The sequence below is a fragment of the Spirochaeta dissipatitropha genome (assembly GCF_054657935.1).
Genome location: NZ_BAAHXT010000010.1, coordinates 84,139 through 103,726, shown reverse-complemented (window position 1 = coordinate 103,726; position 19,588 = coordinate 84,139). Strand labels below are relative to the sequence as shown.

General features: G+C 44.9%; 16 protein-coding genes and 2 tRNA genes. 10 read left to right on the top strand and 8 right to left on the bottom strand.

Annotated features, from left to right (window positions below; genetic code table 11):
- Entirely contained in the window at positions 1 to 786 is a 786-nt protein-coding gene (locus ACYQ2L_RS12660; protein WP_460056277.1) for an 8-oxo-dGTP diphosphatase, read from the bottom strand.
- Between the two features lie 26 nt (positions 787 to 812).
- On the opposite strand from ACYQ2L_RS12660, the gene ACYQ2L_RS12655 reads away from it, so the two are divergent.
- On the top strand, positions 813 to 1,088 hold the full coding sequence (locus tag ACYQ2L_RS12655) for a hypothetical protein (protein WP_460056274.1): 276 nt from the start codon (positions 813 to 815) through the stop codon (positions 1,086 to 1,088).
- A 38-nt stretch (positions 1,089 to 1,126) separates the two neighbouring features.
- On the opposite strand, the gene ACYQ2L_RS12650 is transcribed toward ACYQ2L_RS12655, so the two are convergent.
- From ACYQ2L_RS12650 to ACYQ2L_RS12635, 4 genes are all read right to left on the bottom strand, one after another.
- A tRNA-Asn gene (locus tag ACYQ2L_RS12650) sits at positions 1,127 to 1,199 on the bottom strand.
- Between the two features lie 86 nt (positions 1,200 to 1,285).
- The gene (locus ACYQ2L_RS12645) at positions 1,286 to 1,597 is read right to left on the bottom strand and encodes a hypothetical protein (RefSeq protein WP_460056271.1); all 312 of its coding nucleotides are present in this window, start codon (positions 1,595 to 1,597) and stop codon (positions 1,286 to 1,288) included.
- A gap of 65 nt (positions 1,598 to 1,662) precedes the next feature.
- Positions 1,663 to 2,292, bottom strand: a complete 630-nt coding sequence (locus ACYQ2L_RS12640; protein ID WP_460056269.1) for a hypothetical protein — start codon at positions 2,290 to 2,292, stop codon at positions 1,663 to 1,665.
- A 17-nt stretch (positions 2,293 to 2,309) separates the two neighbouring features.
- The gene (locus ACYQ2L_RS12635; protein ID WP_460056267.1) at positions 2,310 to 3,275 is read right to left on the bottom strand and encodes a hypothetical protein; all 966 of its coding nucleotides are present in this window, start codon (positions 3,273 to 3,275) and stop codon (positions 2,310 to 2,312) included.
- Between the two features lie 61 nt (positions 3,276 to 3,336).
- Here ACYQ2L_RS12635 and mfd point away from each other — a divergent pair, with 61 nt between their 5' ends.
- Genes mfd through trmB form a run of 3 tightly spaced genes read left to right on the top strand, consistent with a single transcriptional unit; the run spans position 3,337 to position 9,717 of the window.
- Positions 3,337 to 6,735 carry a transcription-repair coupling factor gene (gene mfd / locus ACYQ2L_RS12630; RefSeq protein ID WP_460056264.1) on the top strand — a complete coding sequence of 1,133 codons (3,399 nt, stop codon included), beginning with the start codon at positions 3,337 to 3,339 and terminating at the stop codon, positions 6,733 to 6,735.
- Between the two features lie 10 nt (positions 6,736 to 6,745).
- Entirely contained in the window at positions 6,746 to 9,013 is a 2,268-nt protein-coding gene (ptsP, locus tag ACYQ2L_RS12625; protein ID WP_460056262.1) for a phosphoenolpyruvate--protein phosphotransferase, read from the top strand.
- 41 nt (positions 9,014 to 9,054) lie between these two features.
- Positions 9,055 to 9,717 (top strand): tRNA (guanosine(46)-N7)-methyltransferase TrmB, encoded by a 663-nt coding sequence (trmB, locus tag ACYQ2L_RS12620; protein WP_460056259.1) that lies wholly within the window; start codon positions 9,055 to 9,057, stop codon positions 9,715 to 9,717.
- A 39-nt stretch (positions 9,718 to 9,756) separates the two neighbouring features.
- Here the strand turns inward: trmB and fusA (ACYQ2L_RS12615) are convergent, their stop codons facing one another.
- Both fusA (ACYQ2L_RS12615) and fusA (ACYQ2L_RS12610) read right to left on the bottom strand, forming a co-directional pair.
- Positions 9,757 to 11,826, bottom strand: coding sequence for an elongation factor G (fusA, locus tag ACYQ2L_RS12615; RefSeq protein WP_460056257.1), 2,070 nt, complete (start codon positions 11,824 to 11,826; stop codon positions 9,757 to 9,759).
- A gap of 96 nt (positions 11,827 to 11,922) precedes the next feature.
- A complete protein-coding gene (gene fusA / locus ACYQ2L_RS12610) occupies positions 11,923 to 13,947 on the bottom strand; it encodes an elongation factor G (protein WP_460056255.1) in 2,025 nt (674 codons plus the stop codon).
- A 113-nt stretch (positions 13,948 to 14,060) separates the two neighbouring features.
- Here fusA (ACYQ2L_RS12610) and ACYQ2L_RS12605 point away from each other — a divergent pair.
- The 4 genes from ACYQ2L_RS12605 to ACYQ2L_RS12590 all read left to right on the top strand — a co-directional run bounded on the left by ACYQ2L_RS12605 (position 14,061) and on the right by ACYQ2L_RS12590 (position 17,824).
- Positions 14,061 to 14,133 (top strand) — tRNA-Val (locus tag ACYQ2L_RS12605).
- A gap of 93 nt (positions 14,134 to 14,226) precedes the next feature.
- Positions 14,227 to 15,216: a calcium/sodium antiporter gene (locus ACYQ2L_RS12600; RefSeq protein ID WP_460056253.1), complete on the top strand. Its 990-nt coding sequence runs from the start codon at positions 14,227 to 14,229 to the stop codon at positions 15,214 to 15,216.
- A gap of 20 nt (positions 15,217 to 15,236) precedes the next feature.
- The gene (locus ACYQ2L_RS12595) at positions 15,237 to 16,502 is read left to right on the top strand and encodes a THUMP domain-containing class I SAM-dependent RNA methyltransferase (RefSeq protein ID WP_460056251.1); all 1,266 of its coding nucleotides are present in this window, start codon (positions 15,237 to 15,239) and stop codon (positions 16,500 to 16,502) included.
- The gene (locus ACYQ2L_RS12590) at positions 16,499 to 17,824 is read left to right on the top strand and encodes a M18 family aminopeptidase (RefSeq protein ID WP_460056249.1); all 1,326 of its coding nucleotides are present in this window, start codon (positions 16,499 to 16,501) and stop codon (positions 17,822 to 17,824) included. Before ACYQ2L_RS12595 ends, ACYQ2L_RS12590 begins: the two co-directional genes overlap by 4 nt.
- On the opposite strand, the gene ACYQ2L_RS12585 is transcribed toward ACYQ2L_RS12590, so the two are convergent.
- Positions 17,750 to 18,505, bottom strand: coding sequence for an RluA family pseudouridine synthase (locus tag ACYQ2L_RS12585; RefSeq protein ID WP_460056239.1), 756 nt, complete (start codon positions 18,503 to 18,505; stop codon positions 17,750 to 17,752). The two genes, ACYQ2L_RS12590 and ACYQ2L_RS12585, sit on opposite strands and share 75 nt — an antisense overlap.
- Before the next feature lie 41 nt (positions 18,506 to 18,546).
- Between ACYQ2L_RS12585 and ACYQ2L_RS12580 the strand changes: the two genes are divergently transcribed.
- Both ACYQ2L_RS12580 and ACYQ2L_RS12575 read left to right on the top strand, forming a co-directional pair.
- Positions 18,547 to 19,311 carry an acyl-[acyl-carrier-protein] thioesterase gene (locus ACYQ2L_RS12580; protein ID WP_460056233.1) on the top strand — a complete coding sequence of 255 codons (765 nt, stop codon included), beginning with the start codon at positions 18,547 to 18,549 and terminating at the stop codon, positions 19,309 to 19,311.
- Positions 19,312 to 19,325: 14 nt separating this feature from the next.
- The gene (locus tag ACYQ2L_RS12575; RefSeq protein WP_460056230.1) at positions 19,326 to 19,544 is read left to right on the top strand and encodes a hypothetical protein; all 219 of its coding nucleotides are present in this window, start codon (positions 19,326 to 19,328) and stop codon (positions 19,542 to 19,544) included.
- Positions 19,545 to 19,588 lie beyond the last annotated feature (44 nt).

Below are 19,588 nucleotides of genomic sequence, written 5' to 3'. Positions count from 1 at the left end.
TTATAACACCGTATGAAGATAAATCTGTTCTTTCAAAACAGAAACTATGCGAAGAAATTGAAGATCAATTATTGCTGTATCTCCAGCCGCGTATGTATTCAGACTTTTATGAAATTCAGCAAAACCAAAGTATGCTGCATCTGCTGTTAATACAGCGAGATCGTTGGCTTTATTCATGGATTTCGGATTCATCAGATTTGAATAATGTTTTCGGATCCTCTGCAGCAGTGTTTCAGCGGCGGAGAGTGACGGCAGCTTTGCGGATATATCCGGTGCAAGCTGTTTCAGCTCCATGGAAACAGAAGATCCAAGTTCTATGACATCAGAGGATAACATGCGATCACCGTCAAAGCAGAAATTGGCTTCGACATACCTGCCTGCCAGTACCGAGGGGAGCCATAAAATATCATCCTCCCACATTTTATCATAAGGAATGCTGGTTTCATCACACCAGAATGGATCAGCTTCTTCCGTTTTTACCGGCGTGCCGGAATATGAACCTGCCAGAAAAATACGACCTTCAAGCTGATACCCATCTGCAAAATGAAAACGTAGAGTACCGGACTCCTTTAAGGTCGAAGGAGTAAGTCCCACTTCCTCCTGGGTTTCCCTGATAGCAGTGTGTACAGGCAGTTCACCAGGCTCGCACTTTCCCCCGGGACCATTGATCTTCCCGATGCCGAGTCCCCGAAGTTTGTGTATCAGAAGGATTCTATTATCTACTCGAATAAAACACAGAACAGCCAGATCATCTGGATTCCAGCTTGTTGATTTGAATATACTCACAGTACAATGAATGTAAAGGAAGCTGCATGAGGGATCAAGGTACATTACGTAAAGATATTGAATCTGCACAGAGGCTTGTGTCAGAAATCTGGGCTCTGAAGCTTGCCGCTTCAAAATCTATGGTATATCCAGCCAAGGTCATATTAAATCAGGATCAACACCAATTGCTTCAGCTTTATTATGCTTTTCTGGGAGATCTTGAAAAACCCGGGGCGGATTACATCGGTCGACATCAGATTTTCGGTCTGGATTATTGCGTGGATTTTGACAGATCGGAGTCGGATCTGCCGAGAGTAGAATAAAAAAAAGCGTCAGGATCAATGAATGATCCTGACGCCAGCTCCCCCGGACAGACTCGAACTGCCGACCCAGTGGTTAACAGCCACTTGCTCTACCGGCTGAGCTACAGGGGAATGCTTATCGCCTGAGCGATGATTGGGAATATACCGTAGAGTTCTTTTTTCGTCAACACATTTAATGAAAAAAAATCAGATGCAGCTCAGTCTACATTGAATGGTATAAGCATGACAGCATGCGAACCTTTTTTTACATGAATATCCATGATCGTGAGTATATCACCATCCTGGCTGGCAACCTCCGCCGTATTGTCAGCGAACAGAATGTCATCCCTGTTAAACTCGAGGATTCCTTCCTTGCTTTTATATGGGTAGGGTACCAGTATAAGTTTTCTGGGATCATAGGGATGCTGCCTGACGGAGCCGCGAAAAATGCTGCCTGCATGTGACCTGTTGCCACTGCGACTGACCGGTGGATCGGTTGGAGCTGCTGTCAGATAATGAGTTAGTGCCATGTTGCCCTCCTGTCCTTATTATGTGCCATGTGGAAGCAATTCTCAAGCTACCGTTTCTGATTATTTCACAGCAAGGAAAGCAGCTGCTTTTCACCTGAATCGACCAGTGCGCGGCTTTGAAACACGCTTCCGTCTTGTTCCCACGATATAGACAGCAGCTGATTTTTTTTTAGTAATTCCTGACAATCTGAACCAGTCAGAACACGAGCACTTTTACCCGAGATTTCGAGTTCACATGGAAGGAGTCTGATCAGTCCCGGTACCGAGACCAGGGCAGTACACTTATAGCTTTCCGATTTTTTTTCAACAGTTCTTTGTATAAGGTTGTCCGCATCGTTATTTTTTTCAATAAGCTCTATTAACTGGGTGTATACAGGATTATTGGAGAAATTTCCGTCGTCTTCGGATTCTATTAAGCCTGCAATGTTCATTGCCTGTATTTTTTTCAGTTCAGATCGATGTACCGGGGCATCCGCGAGTAGATAGAAGAGTGAATCAGTATTCTGCTGCTCGGTAATAATCTGGAGTGGTTTCCAATGCCGTGGAAAATCATGAATCGACACTATGTGTATGTCTGGACGAAGTTCGGGTATGTTACTTAATGCCTTGATAGCATCATCATATATAAATACATCAGCTATCTGCCCAAATTTTTCGGCTATCGACCGGTGATGTTCTTGTCTTGTGAGCAGCATTATTCTCATTTTTACCGTTACTCTGATGTTCCCAGGTTTCTTACCGCATAATCATAGATCTGCCAATAGCCATTTTCCCGCTGTAGATAATATATATACTCTCTTACTTCAGTATATCCCGGATACCGGAAAAAACTGCGTACTGTCACACTACCATCAGTAGGGGTATATTCTGTCTGCATTATAGTAAAACTCTGGGGAATTTGCAGTATTTCGTCGTCAGTTTCCTGCTGCTGCATAAGTTTACGGTAGGTTTCAACCATTTCCCTCCGCTCATTGGGGTTTGAGTTCCGGAATTGACGCGCAAGGTTCGGGTTTCGCAACATGATTCGTTCCACATCCAGATACAGAAAAAAACGTTCCCACTGTTCCCTCTGCCGGGATTCTATAACATAGCGCACTGTTTGATCTGGAGGAAGATCCTGTTTGAGCAAGGCAATTCTGATTTCCTCCTCAGCCTCCATAAGAGCAGTTTCAATTTGTGACATTGCCGGTCGAATGGACAGATTCAGTCTGTTGGATGAAATCCTGTTATTCCTTCCATCTGCTGCTGAGCCTATACCGGGATTGAAATGCGCCTGTATGGTATACATTCCAGCATTGTTGATTTCGGAGTAATGATTAAGCTCTTCAACAAATGCAAACTCCTCACCGGGTTCCAGATGAATTTCCCGATAAAATATCGGGCGGTTGCCTGTCTGTATGTCCAGATACCTTCTTGATGGATTCAGTGCAATATTCTCATCGGTACGGATGTCAAAATCAACACTGAATTGCCGATGCTCGGCCAGGCGGAAGCTTTTACTTTCCGGGCTGGTGTTGTTAATGCTGAGCCTGATATACACTCTGCTGTCGATTGTATATAGCTGTTGATCATAATAGCGAATCTGTAGTTCCAGGGCAGCGAGATTTTGTCCGGCAATAGAGCCGTATACGATACATAAAAAAATCCCTGCAGCTCTGTAAATAGCGTATCTATTCATGGTACCATCCATATTATTATTTTTCTGCGCATATCAATAACCTAATTGTCGGATGTATACTATGAAAACCTTATTGTTTGATATCCTGAGTCAACAGTTAAAAAAATCACGAGAGCTTTTTGAGCTTGATTCCACTCTAAACGGGCAGAACTGGCCGGTCAAGGCCGGGGGACTGCAGGGAAGCCTTCTTACCTTCGTGCTTGCGCGACTGGTTCTTCATAAACATCAATCAATAATGGTGCTTGTACCCTCCGAGCGCGAGGTTGATGATATGGTACGTGATCTTGAAGTCCTGGGTGTTGCAGCAACCGGATTTCCCTGTTTTGGCACTATGCCGTATCATCCAGTTCCCGCTAATTCCAGTATTCACGGCAAGAGAATGAGAACACTGGTTTCTCTGGCACAAGCAGAAAAACGCCCCGGTGTATGTGTTGTTTCTGTTCGGGCAGCACTGACGCATGTACCTCCCGCAGCCTGGATCAAAGAACACATGTATACCCTTGAAACCGGTCAGGAATTTGATCCTCAGCGTGTATCAGGAGTGCTTTCCTCTTTTGGGTACTCGCGGGTAAACAGGGTCTCTCTCCGGGGCGAATATGCACTGCGTGGTGAGGTGCTGGATGTGTTTCCTCCCGGAGCTGAAAATGCAATAAGACTGGTTTTTGAATTCGATAAACTAGAAGCAATCAGGGAGTTTGATCCTTCTACACAGACATCAACCGGTAAGATTTCACGAACAAGCTTTTATCCAGTCTCAGAGATTATCTGGGATGATGAAAGATTAGATGTCCTCCAGCAGAAGCTGACCGGCCTGCTGGAATTTCCGGATAATGGTGAAAAGCTACTCGATCATTTAAGAGAAACAAGGGCTCATGAGCGTGAGCATGTGTATTATCCATTGTCTTTTTCAAGACCCGGCAGTGTGCTGGATTATGCAGACGATTCAACCCTTGTCCTATTCTCTGAATACGAACGCCTTTACAGTGCTGCCGAAGGTGTTGAGAAGGAATATGACAGTCTACATCGTAAGACCCGAACCGAAGGCCGGTTTCCTTTGCCGGAAAATATTCTGATACCTCTTTCAGATTCGAGTGCTTCTCTGAAAAGACAGGTGCAATGTATTTTACTGACTGCAAATACCAAAGTCGATCTCAAATTGAGCTACGATGGTCCGAGATCTTTTTTCGGGAATATCGAGTTTTTGAAAGAGGAAATCAGCAAATACGCTGAAAATTCCTACCGAATACTGCTGACTGCCGATTCAGAACCTCAAGCCATGCGATTGCAGCATATGCTTGCAGATTATCCGGTTGAAGTAATTGCTCAGACCCTTCAATCAGGATTCACACTTCCTGATGCAAAGTTGGTGGTGCTTCAGGAAAACGAGATATTCGGACGAAGAAAGCGCCCACCGGCAAGTGTTCAGAAAGCAGCTTCCCAGAAAATTGAAACCTTCGTGGAATTGGAACCAGGTGATCCTGTTGTACATGTGAATTACGGTATCGGTTTGTTCAAGGGTATACAGCGGATTAAGGCAGCCGGGAATGAACGCGATTATATCCACCTTGAATATGCCGGGGATGAATTCATCTATATTCCGATAGAACAGGTGAATCTAATTCAACGCTACATAGGACAACAGGGGGGCAGTCCGAAACTTGATAAAATAGGTGGAAAATCCTGGGAAAACAGAAAAAATAAGGTCAAGGCAAGCGTTGAAGACCTTGCTGACAGCCTGGTGGATCTATACTCAAAACGCAAGCAGGTGAGGGGCTTTGCCTTCCCGCCCGATACAGACTGGCAGCTTGAGTTTGAAGCATCTTTTCCATATGAAGAGACAGTAGATCAACTCCGTTGTATTGAAGAGGTTAAAGCCGATATGGAGCAGCCTTTCCCTATGGACCGGCTGGTCTGTGGTGACGTCGGTTTCGGAAAAACCGAGATTGCATTGCGCGCAGCCTTTAAAGCTGTCAGTGCGGGTAAGCAGGTGGCTATCCTTGCGCCAACTACTATTCTCGCAGAACAGCATTTCGAAAATCTGCAGGAGCGTCTGGCAAGATTTCCGATACGCAGTGGTATGCTGTCACGTTTTGTCAGCGCGGCTGAGCAGAAGAAGGTTCTCAAAGGAATTACTGATGGGAGTATTGATCTTATAATAGGTACTCACAGAATCCTTTCAAAGGATGTGATTTTCAAGAATCTCGGACTGGTGGTTGTCGATGAGGAACAGCGTTTTGGGGTCAAGCATAAGGAACGGCTCAAGGAGCTCAAGACAAGTGTCGACAGCCTTACGCTTTCTGCTACTCCGATACCCCGAACACTGCATATGAGTTTGCTGAAAATCCGGGACATGTCTGTTCTGAAGACTCCTCCGACAAACAGGATGCCCATCGAGACAGTGATCAGGGAGTTCAATGAGGATGTAGTTGCTGGTGCAATCCGGCGGGAAATCCAGCGGGGTGGCCAGGTATTCTTTCTGCATAACAGGGTGGAGACGCTTGATTATATACGCTCTTTTATCGAAGAGCTGGTTCCCGAGGTCATGGTCGACACGGCTCATGGAAAGATGTCATCACATGAGCTTGAAGATATCATGCACCGATTTATTCATGGTGCTTTTCAGGTTCTCGTTGCAACCACTATTATCGAAAACGGGATAGATATTCCAAATGTTAATACAATTATAATCGACCGTGCGGATAATTTCGGTATCAGTCAGCTATACCAGCTGCGTGGCCGGGTAGGCCGCTCTGATCGAGCGGCATATGCATTTCTTTTGTATCCTGAGGATCGAGCCTTGAGTGAAATCGCCATGCGCCGTCTTCAGGTTATCTCCGATCATACCGAATTAGGTTCTGGTTTTAAGGTCGCCATGAAAGATCTGGAGGTCAGGGGGGCAGGAAACCTGCTTGGACCGCAGCAAAGCGGCGACATACTTTCGGTTGGCTTCGACCTGTATCTTCGTTTGCTGGATGAAGCGATACAGCGCCGTCAGGCTGATGGGGAATACATTGAGAATCAGGAAGTTTATCTGGAACTTGAATACAGTGGATTTATTCCCTATTCCTATATCAGTGATCCTATGGAAAAAATGGATGTCTATAAAAAAATAGCTTCAATTAATCATGATGCCGAGTTGGTCCTTGTATCCGCCGAGCTGGAAGACCGCTTTGGTCCGCTCCCGGATGAAGTTCAAAGTCTGCTTTCGTTGGCAGAAATCAGGATTCTGTGCTACTCCCTGAATGTTTCCAGTCTGAAGGAAAGGCGGGGTAAAGCCAGTGTCACCTTTGAGAAAATTGCACATATAGACGTAAACAAAGTACTGGAAGCAATAAGGCTCGGCGGGGGCAGCATCAAGCTTGATCCAGCAAACCCGCAAAATCTGATTCTCAGTACAGAAAGTATTGGTCTGAAAGAAAAATCAGAATTTATTCGCGGTAAGCTATCATCTCTGTTATAATAGGCGCTATATGGCTGTACAACGAAAGAACAACATTGACCTCGTCTGCTCCATCGCTGAATTGTCTGGATTATTCGAGAAAAGAACCTCGGTCAGCGGCTTTCTCCAGAATGTAGTTGATCTGGTTGCTCAGCATATGGACTCCGATGTCTGCTCTATATATCTCTTTGACGAAGACAGTCAGGAACTGATCCTTCGCGCTACCCGTGGTCTCGTGATCGATGAGAGCAAGGATGTCCGCATGCGGATCGGTGAAGGACTTTCAGGTGTTGCTCTGAAGGAACTCCGTCCGATTCGGGTTGGCCATGCACCTTCAAATCCTTTTTATAAGTCAATTCCTCATGTACATGAAGAGAATTTCAGTGCATTTCTGGCTGTGCCGATCAGGCGATCGCTGAAGAGAATCGGGGTCATCGTTCTACAGCATTCAAAACCTGATTATTTTACCCAGCATGATTCCAAAGCATTACGTGCTATTGCCAGTCAACTTGCTGCTACTCTTGAAAATGCTGAATTACTTATGAAAATTCATGAGCAGGGCATAGTCCAGGATAAAAGAGATCCTGGTGGTTTCAGCCGACTTAAAGGTGTGCCGACTTCGGAGGGTATCGCATTCGGATCAGCTGTTGTACTTGGACACCGTGAAGAATTATTTCAGAGTATTGTCGACAAGGCAAAAGCCAGGCGTGACACTCTCGAGGATTTTGATCGATCTCTTCAGCAGACGCTTACGCAGCTTGAGGATCTTCAGCGTGAGGTAACGAGGGCACTTAGCGATGTCGCAAGCCTGATTTTTGATTCTCATCTCTTGATGCTACAGGATAGTGAATTTACCGGTAGAATGCGTAAAATGATTGAGGGTGGACGAACGGCTTCAGATGCCATTATTGAAGTTGTAGAGCAATATGTCAGTATTTTTTCCGGATCAAGTAATGCGAGTGTACAGGAAAAGGTACAGGATGTTCAGGATCTTGGTTATCGGCTGCTCCATAACTTGCTGGATGACCATGCTGAAAGCGGTTCCTATGCTGATCATGTTGTAGTTGCGTCAGATATTTATCCATCAGAGCTTGTAAAGCTTAGGGCTCAGAGTGCTGAAGGTGTGCTGCTTGTTTCATCAGGGATCACATCACATGTGTCGATTCTCGCCCGATCACTCGGCATGCCGCTTGTTATTTGCAAGAATTCCGATGCGTTGGATATACCTAATGGTACTGAATTGATTCTGGATGGCTTTGAAGGTAACATCTACCTTAATCCCACCGAAGATATTGTAAAGAAATTTCAGAGGCTGCATTATGGACTTCTTCATTCAGAACAGGAATCAAGGGATATACCAGCCCAGACTTATACTATCGATCACCAGCGGGTAATTGTACAGGCCAATATCAATTTGATAAACGATGTAACTCCAGCTCTTCAGTACAACAGTGAGGGAGTCGGGCTCTACAGAAGCGAATTCCCCTTTATTATCCGCAATAATTTTCCGTCAGAAGAAGAACAGCTTTCAATTTATCAGAGAATTCTTGATCCGATGAAGGACCAGGAAGTGGTACTCCGCACACTTGATATTGGTGGAGACAAGCAACTGAGCTACACCGAGAATGCCGTTATAGACCCCAATCCCTTTCTTGGATTCCGGGGTATACGTTTCAGCTTTGGTCATGCCGATATTTTTCGTGAACAGCTGCGGGCGATGCTCCGAGCAGGTTACAAGCGTAAACTGGGCATTTTATTCCCGATGATTTCCAGTCTGGATGAGTTATTACAGGCTCGTTCCATTCTGAATGATGCGATCGATGAGTTATCAGAGGAAGGAATCGAACATAATCCATCCCCTAAAGTTGGTGCCATGATTGAGGTGCCTTCAGCTGTGGATCTCATAAGCGATATTGCTGCCTGTACTGATTTCCTGTCAATTGGAACAAATGATCTGGTCATGTATTTACTGGCCGCGGATCGTACAAACGAACTTGTCCAGGATCTTCATAAATCTCATCATCCATCGGTTCTCCGCACTCTGAAAAGAATAGCCGATGGAGTGGGCAATCGAATCTCTACCGTCTCTGTCTGCGGCGGTGCCGGAGCTGATCCATGGATGATTCCTTTTTTTCTTGGTATTGGAATTCGCAAATTCAGTGTAGAACCGCGTCAGATTCCCATGGTAAAGGATCTGGTGAGTAAATTGACTATTCGCGAATCCAGACGGCTGGTTTCACGGCTTCTCGCAATGAAAACAATACATGAGGTCGAAACTTATCTTGGCGGGAACAACTGATCCCATGTACATAATCTGATTGTTCGGGGTATTCTCCTGGCATGCATATTAAGAGTTATGTAATTCGTCAGGCCAGGATGAGTGAAAGTCAGCGTACTCATTACGATCAGACATTTCCCAGGTACCGTATTGAATATTCCGATACGGATGCAGATCTTTCCCTTATCTGTGGAAGTCCTGAATCAATAGTTGTGGAAATAGGATTCGGCATGGGAGACGCGACACATGAGATTGCTGCTTCCCGCCCTGAAACTTTTTTTGTAGGCATTGAGGTACATAAGCCTGGCGTTGGCAAGCTGGTCAGAGCTCTTGATGATCGACAAATAAACAATGTCAGAATAATCAATCATGATGCCGTTGAAGTATTTCAGAACATGATACCTGCCCAGTCTCTCGATGGAATTCATGTGTTCTTTCCGGATCCGTGGCCAAAAAAACGACATCATAAACGCAGACTTATACAGCAGGAATTTGTAGCGCTCGCTTCATCAAGATTAAAACCGGGGGGGTATCTGTATGCAGTAACTGACTGGGAGGATTATGCCCTGCAGATGCTGGATGTACTATCCGCCGAACCTTTACTGAAGAATAATGCAGATGGATTTCATGCACCTATACCCTGGCGTCCGAATACAGCGTTCGAGGCAAAAGGGCTTGCTAAAGAGCACCAGATAAGAGAGTTGTTTTTTTCCAGAAGGAAATAAAAAAAAGGCAGCTGCTATTCTGCAGCTGCCTTATCATTCCTATTCCTCAGCTTGGGCAGCTGCAATGACTTCGTCAAGCTGCCTGCCGGTAAGGTGGTCATAATGACTGAAGCTGAGTTCGAATGCTCCTGTTCCGGAGGTTATCGATCGCAGATCCATGGAATATTTCAGCAATTCTGATTGTGGAACTTTGGCATCGACTTCAACGATCCCGCCGCCAAGATTTTCCTGACCTTGAACACGCCCCCGCTTTGAACTGAGGTCGGACAGTACATCTCCGAGATACTGATCTTCAATGAAAACCTGCAGATCCATTATTGGTTCGAGTATAATGCTGCCTGCTGTCTTCATAGCTTCCTTCAATGCACCACGGGCTGCAATTTTGAAGGCCATTTCAGAGGAATCTACTGGATGTTCCTTGCCGTCTACAACGGTAGCTTCGATATCTACTACGGGGTAGCCGGCAAGTACACCGTGCTCCATTCCTTCAAGCACCCCTTTCTCGACACCTGGAAGATATCCTTTAGAAATTGATCCGCCATGAATGGCATTTACAAATTTAAAATTTTCACCTCTTGGCAGCGGCTTTATTTCAAGATTAACCCGAGCATATTGACCGTGGCCACCGGACTGTTTCTTATGGGTGTATTCTGATCCAGAGGCTTTCGTAATTGTTTCTCTATATGCAACCTTTGGACTTTTAGTGGTGTAGCCGATCTTGCTCTTTCTCAAAGCACGCTCAAAAGTAATATTGAAATGCAGTTCTCCCATACCAGAGATAACGGTCTCTTTTGTCTCGGGATTGAAATCAATTGCAAATGTTTTGTCTTCTTCTGCTGCCTTATGCAGCAGTTGGGTGAGCTTGTCCATTTCCTGCTTGTTGTCAGCTTCAATAGCTGCAGAGTAGGTCGGTTGGGGTAACTGCAGAGGTACATAATGCCGCACATTTGAAGGATCGCAGAAAGAATCATTTGTATGTGCAGATTCAATTTTTGCCAGAACTCCGATATCACCAGCACTCAGGGCATCAACCTCCTCGAGATTTTTACCTTGTGCAATATAAAGTTTCGAAATCTTTTCCTTGCGGTTTTCCCTGTAGTTAAAAATTTCCATGTCTTGTTTAAGGATTCCGGTTACAACCTTCACGTAAGATAGCTTCCCGGAGAACTGATCAATAATTGTCTTGAAATTAAGGCAGCTGATTGGTCCTTCCGGGTCAATCTTGACAGGGTACTCCTGCTCATTTTCATCAAGCCCTCGCTCATCAATCCCGGTTGGGGCCGGGGCTGCTATGGACAGGAAATCCAGAAATGGTTCAAAGCCCGAGCCATGAATTGCTGAGCCGCAGAGAACCGGAACAAGCCGATTGGTCCGTAAACCTTCAGTTAGGCCGTAACGAACTTCTTCCATGGTAAGGTCTTCTGTTTCCAGATATTTCTGCAGAAGATCATCGTCCCCTTCAGCGGCATATTCAACGAGGTTGCGGTGATACTCCTCGACGACTTCTTTGTACTCCGCTGGTATGTCCTGGGCTATCTCAGACTTTCCGTCTGCTGGTACAGGATATGCTTTCATGTTAATCAGGTTAATGACGCCTTTGTAACTGTCTCCCTGACCCATAGGAATCACAACTGGAATAAAGGTTTTGTCAAATCGACTCTGAAGATCTTCCATGGTATTCTGGAAATTCGCCCCGTCTTTGTCCATTTTGTTAACAAAAATCATGCGGGACATATTTCTCTGATTCAGACGACGCCATAGTTTTATGGTTTCAATCTCTACACCGGATTTGGCACCAACTGTTATCAATGCCGATTCCGCGGCCCGAAAAGATGCTACGACCTCTCCGGCGAAATCAGCTGCACCTGGAGTGTCAAGCAGGTTGATTTTGTAATCCTGCCAGAAAATGTGTGTAATTGACGTATGAATGGAAATACCATGCTGGATTTCCTCTTCGGTATAGTCACTTACTGTCTTTCCTGATTCAACAGTGGCTGGTGAATCGATGAGGCCATCGATATACAGGAGTTGTTCCACAAAGGATGTTTTGCCTGTTCCCCCGTGACCTACAACTGCAATGTTGCGTATCATATCGGTCTTATAGCTCATACCTTTTCTCCTCGTTGATGGGGTAGTTACACCATCTTAGGTATGCTTTTGGGGGGCTGTCAAGAAAATAGTCAGAATCTCTGCTAAATCGTCTTTTTAATCAAGAGTTTTCTTTTCAAAATGACTGAATTCCATGGCAAAGACTCCTCGCCCTTGTGTGGTGCTTCGTAAACTCGTTGTATATCCAAATAGTTTTCGGAGCGGAGCCTGGGCTCGAATATGTTCAATTGCTCCGCGGGAATCAACACTGCTGATAATTCCTGACCTCATGGTAAGACTGCTGATTACTTCGCCCATGAAATCGGATGGTACCATGACATCCATTTTCATAATCGGTTCAAGCAGATGCGGGCCTGCATTTCTGGCTGCATTATCCAGACCGGTAGCTGCAGCTGCTTCAAATGCAAAGATGGTTGATCGTTCAGGATCGTAATCAATTTCATTTACAGTGACTCCGACATCAATCATGGGATATCCCATAAGTATACCACCGGCAAATGCCCCGTTTATTCCTTCGGCAACAGCAGCGTAAATTTCTTTTGGAATCTCGTTATTATGAACCGTGCAAGTATAGGTATTTCCACTGCCGCGAGAGAGTGGTTTTAATTCTATGCTGATGGCTGCATAGCTTTCCTTGCCTCCAATGGTTCTGTCAAATACTTCTCGATGAACTATGGTCTCTGTGATTGATTCTCTATAGGTTACCTGTGGATTCCCAACTCGAGCATCAACTCCATAATCATCTTTCATACGGGTAACCATGACATCAAGGTGCAGTTCTCCCATTCCTGAGATTATCATCTGACCCGTGTCATTATCCTCCCGATAGAAAAAGGTCGGATCTTCGCGCTGAAGTTGTGCCATTACATCCTTCAGTTTTTCTCTATCACCCATGGTTTTCGGCTCTATCGCAATGGAGATCACCGGTTCGGGGAAGTGCATTGGTTCAAGAATGACCGGAAATCCTTCACTGCCGATTGTATCACCTGTCTGTGAAAATTTCAGTCCTACAGCAACACCGATTTCTCCTGCATGCAGAGCCTCTACCGCCTCAGAACGGTTTGCGTGCATCCGGAGCAGCCGATGGATTCGTTCTTTCTTGCCTTTGTCTATATTGGTATATGCCTTCCCTTTTTCTATTTTACCCGAATAAACACGGATAAATGATAGAATTCCAGCTTCTCTATCCGATTGCAGTTTAAACACAAGTGCCAGAGGGTTTCCTTCGGGATCATGAGGAACGTCAATCTCTGAATCCTTTTTCTTGTGATGCCCCTTCATATCAGGCATATCCTCAGGTGCAGGTAGATAATCCACGATAGCATTTAAAAGCGGCTGGACACCGATGTTTCGCAGAGAGGCTCCACATAGGACTGGTACGGCCTGGCGGTTGATAGTCAGCCGACGGAGCTCCTGACGGATCTCATCCTGATCAAGCTCTCCAGTTTCCAGGTATTTTTCTGTCAATTCCTCATTATATGCGGTCACACAATCCATAAGCAGTTCATGCGCTTCAGCTGTCAACTTCTGGAGCTCTGGTCTAATTGCCTCATAACGGATTTCCTTGCCACCTTCTACTGAATCCCAATGCATCTCCTGCTGTGAAATTACATCGATTACGCCTTCGAAGCTGCTTTCTTTCCCGATAGGCAGCTGAAGTACAATAGGATCTGCCTGTAATTTACTACGCATTTCCTCAAGAACAGCCTGAAAGTCAGCTCCTGTCCGGTCAAGTTTATTTATATATGCGACTCTGGGTACATGATATGTATCGGCCTGATGCCAGACTGTTTCCGACTGAGGTTCTACACCGCCAACAGCACAAAAAATCGCAACCGCACCATCGAGCACCCGCAAACTGCGTTCAACTTCTGCCGTGAAGTCAACATGGCCAGGTGTATCAATAATATTAATCTGATGGTCATTCCAGAAACATGTTGTAGCAGCACTGGTTATTGTAATGCCCCGGTTTTGTTCCTGGGTCATCCAGTCCATGGTTGCGGTACCGTCGTCTACGGATCCGAGCCTGTGGCTTTTTCCGGTGTAAAAGAGTATTCGTTCAGTAGTGGTAGTTTTACCGGCATCTATATGAGCCATAATTCCAATGTTGCGCATCTTCATAAATCGTCTCCGTAGGCGGATAATATCATACATGTCCGGAAAAAGAAAAGGTCAAAAAAATTGTGAAAGTTATTGACGCAAATCAATACGCGTGATAGATTCCGTACTCGTTGGGGTGAATAGCTCAGCTGGAAGAGCGCCTGCCTTACAAGCAGGATGTCGGGGGTTCAAGTCCCTCTTCGCCCATATACTGCCGTAGTGATTATCATTATCACTACGGTTTTTTTTTGCCCGGACAGTAAAAATGTAGTATGCTCCTGATGTATAAATGGAGGCCCGATGACTGAAATAATTCTGAACTCCCTGTTGATTCTTGGAGGCCTGCTTTCGTTGTATTTCGGAGCAGAATACCTCGTGCGCAGTGCAGTCGCCGGTGCAGCCAGACTCAAAATTTCTCCATTGATTGTTGGCTTGACTGTTGTAGCCTTTGGTACTTCCGCACCTGAGATGGTCGTGAGTGTTGTTTCTGCTGTCAGGGGATTTCCTTCAGTGGCTGTTGGAAACGTCTTCGGCAGTAACATCCTGAATATTGCATTGGTTATCGGTCTGTTGTCTCTGTTTATGCCACTTAAAGCACACCGTCAACTATTACGTTTTGACTTTCCGATTATGATATCCGGCTATGTACTGCTGCTTCTGTTTTTAAGCGATTTCTCATGGCCTCTCATAATATCGGGATTGAATCGGATTGAAGGATTCTTCCTTCTGTCTTGTCTTGGTGTATACATAGTAAAGCTTTATCGAATGGAGTCTCTCGCAGAACGACCTGCTGAGCATGCTGTCGAGACCGAGGAGATTCTGAAATCTGTGCATTTTTCTCAGTCCTGGTCTGGTATTATTTTCTTTTTTCTGACGGGAATCCTGCTTCTTGGCTTCGGCGGTGATTTTTTACTGAAGGGAGCTGTATGGTATGCTTCTGAAGTGTTCCTGATTTCAGAAAGAGTTATCGGTGTAACAGTTGTAGCATTCTCCACCAGTCTCCCTGAGCTGATTACCAGTATTGTAGCATTGACCCGTAAGGAAAGCGATATTTCGCTTGGTAATATTATCGGAAGCAATATTTTCAATACCCTGGGGGTTCTTGGTATTGCTGCCATAGTCAGACCTCTTACGGCTGTTGAAGGTGCTTTCAGCTTTGATATAGCCGTCATGTTCTTTATCAGTATTTTTCTATGGATATTTCTTGCAAAATCAAGGAGTTTCGGTAAGCTGCACGGAGTGTTCCTGCTTTTAGTACTATCGGTTTACACCTTTATTATCCTGCAGTAAGATCTGGTATTGGATGTTAAATGAATATATACGAGAGTAATTCCACATATTTCCCCCTGCATATTGTTCCTCTTCCGCAGTTTTCAGCCTTGCTTGAGCGTGAAGCTGTTTCACTGGGCCTGCAGAATGCCAGTATTAACGGGAGCATAGTTAGTGGGACGGCTGACTGGACAACAGCATATCGTCTTCTATACGAAAGCCGTCTTGCTATAAGGATACTTTCACCAGTACTTAAAAAAAAGATTCTGGATAAGGATGATCTTTATAAGGCGGCTTCCGGAATTCCCTGGGAGCGGATAATTTATACAGGCAGCACTTTTTCGGTAGATGTACAGGGGAAGCATGACTCCTTTCATCGACTCAGTTATGCCGCACTTGTTGTAAAAGACGCAATTGTCGACCGGTGCAGAACAAGAACAAGAGCACGCCCTGATGTTGATACCGCCGATCCGGACATCCGGATTAATCTTTTTTTGACCCAGTCTGCATTGTCAGTACTCTCGCTTGATTTCGGACAGGGGAGTCTTTATAAACGAAAATACAGAGAATCTGTACATGAAGCACCTCTGAATGAAGTTCTCGCTTCTTCACTGCTCGAATTCTGTTCTTATTCTCCTGTTCAGACATTGTTTGATCCTTTCTGCGGATCCGGCACCATTTTGGCAGAAGGTGCAATGCGGCTTAGTGGTATGCCTGCAGGATTTTTCAGGTACAGCGGTAATTCTTCAGAGAACTCGGGGAACAGCAGGGATTTACCTTCAAGCGGCATGCTGCCATTCGGACAGCCTGAAGCCTGGAGAGACGTGGTAACAGCAGCTAATACGGGTTTTGAGCGAAGATCTGCACTGCTGCAGAAGCGTCCTGTAGAACTGTATATTGCGGGAAGTGACATCAGCGAAGAATCAGTCGGACAGACCAGTAAAACCCTAGCTAGAATTTTCGCAGCAGCCGGCTTGTCTGAAGATTTTTTCCAGGTTGATGTAATGGATGCCTGCGAACTGATGGCACCGGCAGCGGCAAACGGAAAGCCGGGAATGGTGCTGTCAAATCCGCCTTATGATGAAAGAATGAAAACTGAAGATATCAGAGAATTATATCATAGGGCCTCATTACGCTTGAAGGATCAGCTTCCCGGTTGGACTATCCATATTCTCACGGGCAGTTCTGACGCAGTCAAAGCATTTGCGCTGCGCACTGAATCGCGTTTGAGTCTGTACAATGGGCCTATTAAATGTACGCTTCTTTCAAGCAGTATTTTTCCTGAAAAAAGAAAGGATTTTCCATGAGCATTAACAGTAATCTTGCTATTTCAACAGATGAATTTTCTAATTTTCTGGATTCAGCTGTTTCGGTTTTTCATGTCCAGGAATCTATCAGCGACATGCTGAAGAATGCAGGAAGCATTCAATTGTCAGAATCAGATGCATGGCAGTTAAAGAGCGGACAGACCTATCATATAGTGCGGAATCAGTCGGCTGTTATAGCCTTTCGACCAGGTCTTCTTCCGCCATCTGAATCAGGCTTCCGGGTCGTCGGAGCTCACACCGACAGTCCTGCTCTTAAATTGAAGCTTCATTCACCGGAATCCATACCAGATTCAGGTTATTCCTGTCTGTCAATTGAGGTGTATGGAAGTCCATTGCTTTATACCTGGTTTGATAGAAGTCTTGGAATTGCAGGTCGAATTGTCCGGCGTGTTTCTGAAGACAGGACAGAGGTTTCATTGGTATCTCTTCCGGATGCAGGTGCAATTATTCCCAGTCTGGCAATACACCTCAACCGTGAGGTAAATGATGGATTCAAGTTTAATGCTCATGAAAATATGCGTGTTCTGCTATCCGGAAACAGTGGAAATAATTCAGTCGAAACCCTCAAGGAATTGATCGCGAAAGAAATCAGCCGTGATTCATTGACAGTAAAGCCTGAGGATATTCTTGAAGCTGATCTTTATCTTTTTGATCCTCAGCCTGCGAGTACAGGAGGACTTGATGGATCACTCCTGAGTTCGGGCAAAATCGATAATGTTGCTGGTTGTTACTCGAATGTGAAAGCCTTTCTTGGAGCTGAACCCACTCGATCGACCCAGGTGGCTGCTTTTTTTGATGTAGAAGAGATCGGAAGTAAAACCTCATTCGGTGCTGATTCCGGATTTCTTACTGGAATTCTTCATAGAATTTCTCTTGCTGTATCCAAAGGTGATTATGAAGCTCCTTTTAGAGCCATCTCTCTCTCGAGATGTGTGTCCAATGATGGTGCGCATGCAGTGCATCCTAATTATCCGCAGAAACACGATGGGCAGTACAAACCTGTTCTTAACGGCGGCCCGGTAGTCAAGCTGAGTGCAAGCTATCGATACGCAACCACAGCTCCACTGGCACAGGAATTCATAGATATATGTAGCAGCAATAAAATTCCTCTGCAGTTTCTCGCAAATCGAGCTGACGTACCGGCTGGATCAACAATTGGACCGTTTACTAATTCTCATACTCAAATTGCTTGTATTGATGTTGGTTTGCCTATGTTATCAATGCATTCAATCCGTGAAACTACAGGCAGCGATGATATCGGGTATCTGACGAAAGCAATGCAGGCTTTCCTTCAGTCCTGATATGTTCTCCTGCAACAGTTTGTGGCTTGCTTTCCAGACCGGGTGATCAGGAACCTCAGCATTAAGTACAATCTTTTGGTTCACGAGAGGGTTATGAAAATGCAGCTGCAAAGCGTGCAGAAAAACGCCAGGGTACCTGATCCTGCGCCTGGCGCCATAGCGGACATCACCAAGTATGGGGGCACCGGCTGCAGCTAACTGTGCACGTATCTGGTGCTTCCTGCCGGTGATAAGCTCTACGAGGAATACGGAATACCGATCTATACTGCCGATACGGGCATAGCGGAGCTCGGCTTTCCGTCCTTTGGAATCGTTTTCAGAGATGTACGTCCGGTTCTGACGCTCCTGGACTGTATTAATCAGTATACCGGATTTTTCTTCAGGTTCTCCTGCAGTAACGGCCAGGTAAAACTTGTGTATTGTGCCCTCCCGAAATTGTTGTGAAATGTCTGCGGTTATAGATTTATTCTTACAGAGGATACAACAGCCGCTTACAACTCGATCAATTCGATGAACAAGCCCAAGTCCTTTTCCAAAATCCTGTTCAGCTGATGATAAAATATCCTGGTCTCCTGATTGATCAGGCTGCATGGGAATACCCGCATTTTTATAGACATAAATTATTCCATCTCTCGAAAGCATCGCAGATGTTTGCTTGATATTTACTATGGAAGCTTCCATGCTATAGTGATACAATAGAACAAGGGGAAAGAATAGTAGTAATGGTGCAATTACCTTTTATAGAACAATACTTATTGCGGCCGAATGAAGTAGATGTAAGTAATTTACTGCGCTTGGGTAGTCTCGCAAATATATTACAGACTGCGGCCTGGAGAAGTGCTGATGAGCTTGGATTCGGATATAATGATTTATACCATATGAATCTCGGGTGGGTACTTTCCCGTCTCCATATCCGAATAACTGATTATCCTCGGATGGGAGAGCTTGTCTTCGTTCACACCTGGCCTAAAAGAACTGACAGATTATTTGCCCTGCGTGATTTCGAGATTTTCAGTGAAGAAGATCCTGATACCCCGGTTATATCTGCTAGTTCAGCCTGGCTTCTGATAGATATTAAAAGTAAGCGACCGAGAAGACCGGAGACCCTGGAACATAAATTATATACTTTTGACAAGGATGCGATACAGGAGACTCCGTCAAAACTTGACTTCGGCAACAACAGAATCAATGAGGATTTCGTTGATTTCAGCAATACATATCAGATGAAGGTAGAGCGAAGTAAACTTGATGTTAATTATCATACAAATAATGCGGCATACATAGACTGGATCGAGGATGCCTTGCCAATGGAATTCTTTCAAAAACATCATATTCACGAGTTTCTGATTAATTTTAATGGTGAAACATTTGTAAATGATCACCTGAATATGAATTATCGACTCACAGAAGATTTGTATGAGGGTTATGTTAAAACCAGTACAGACAAGCAGGTACTTTCATTTCAGGCTGGATTCGAACATAAATAAGCAGGGAGGACAGTATGGATGATCAGGGACTTGAATACTTGAAGAAACTTATTGCATCAATAGAGGGAGCGCCCTATCCTCATACAGTCAAAAATGAACTGTACTCTATCTGGCACGAACATGCATTGAATGTTGCTACAGATGCTCTGGGTTATATCAACCAGACCCAGAAGAGAGCTAAAGGTAAACTTCCTCAATCTATCAAGGATGAGAGCGGATTATCTTTATCATAGAGGAAATTGCAAAATTACGTGCAATTTCCTCCTTGTATCAGTAG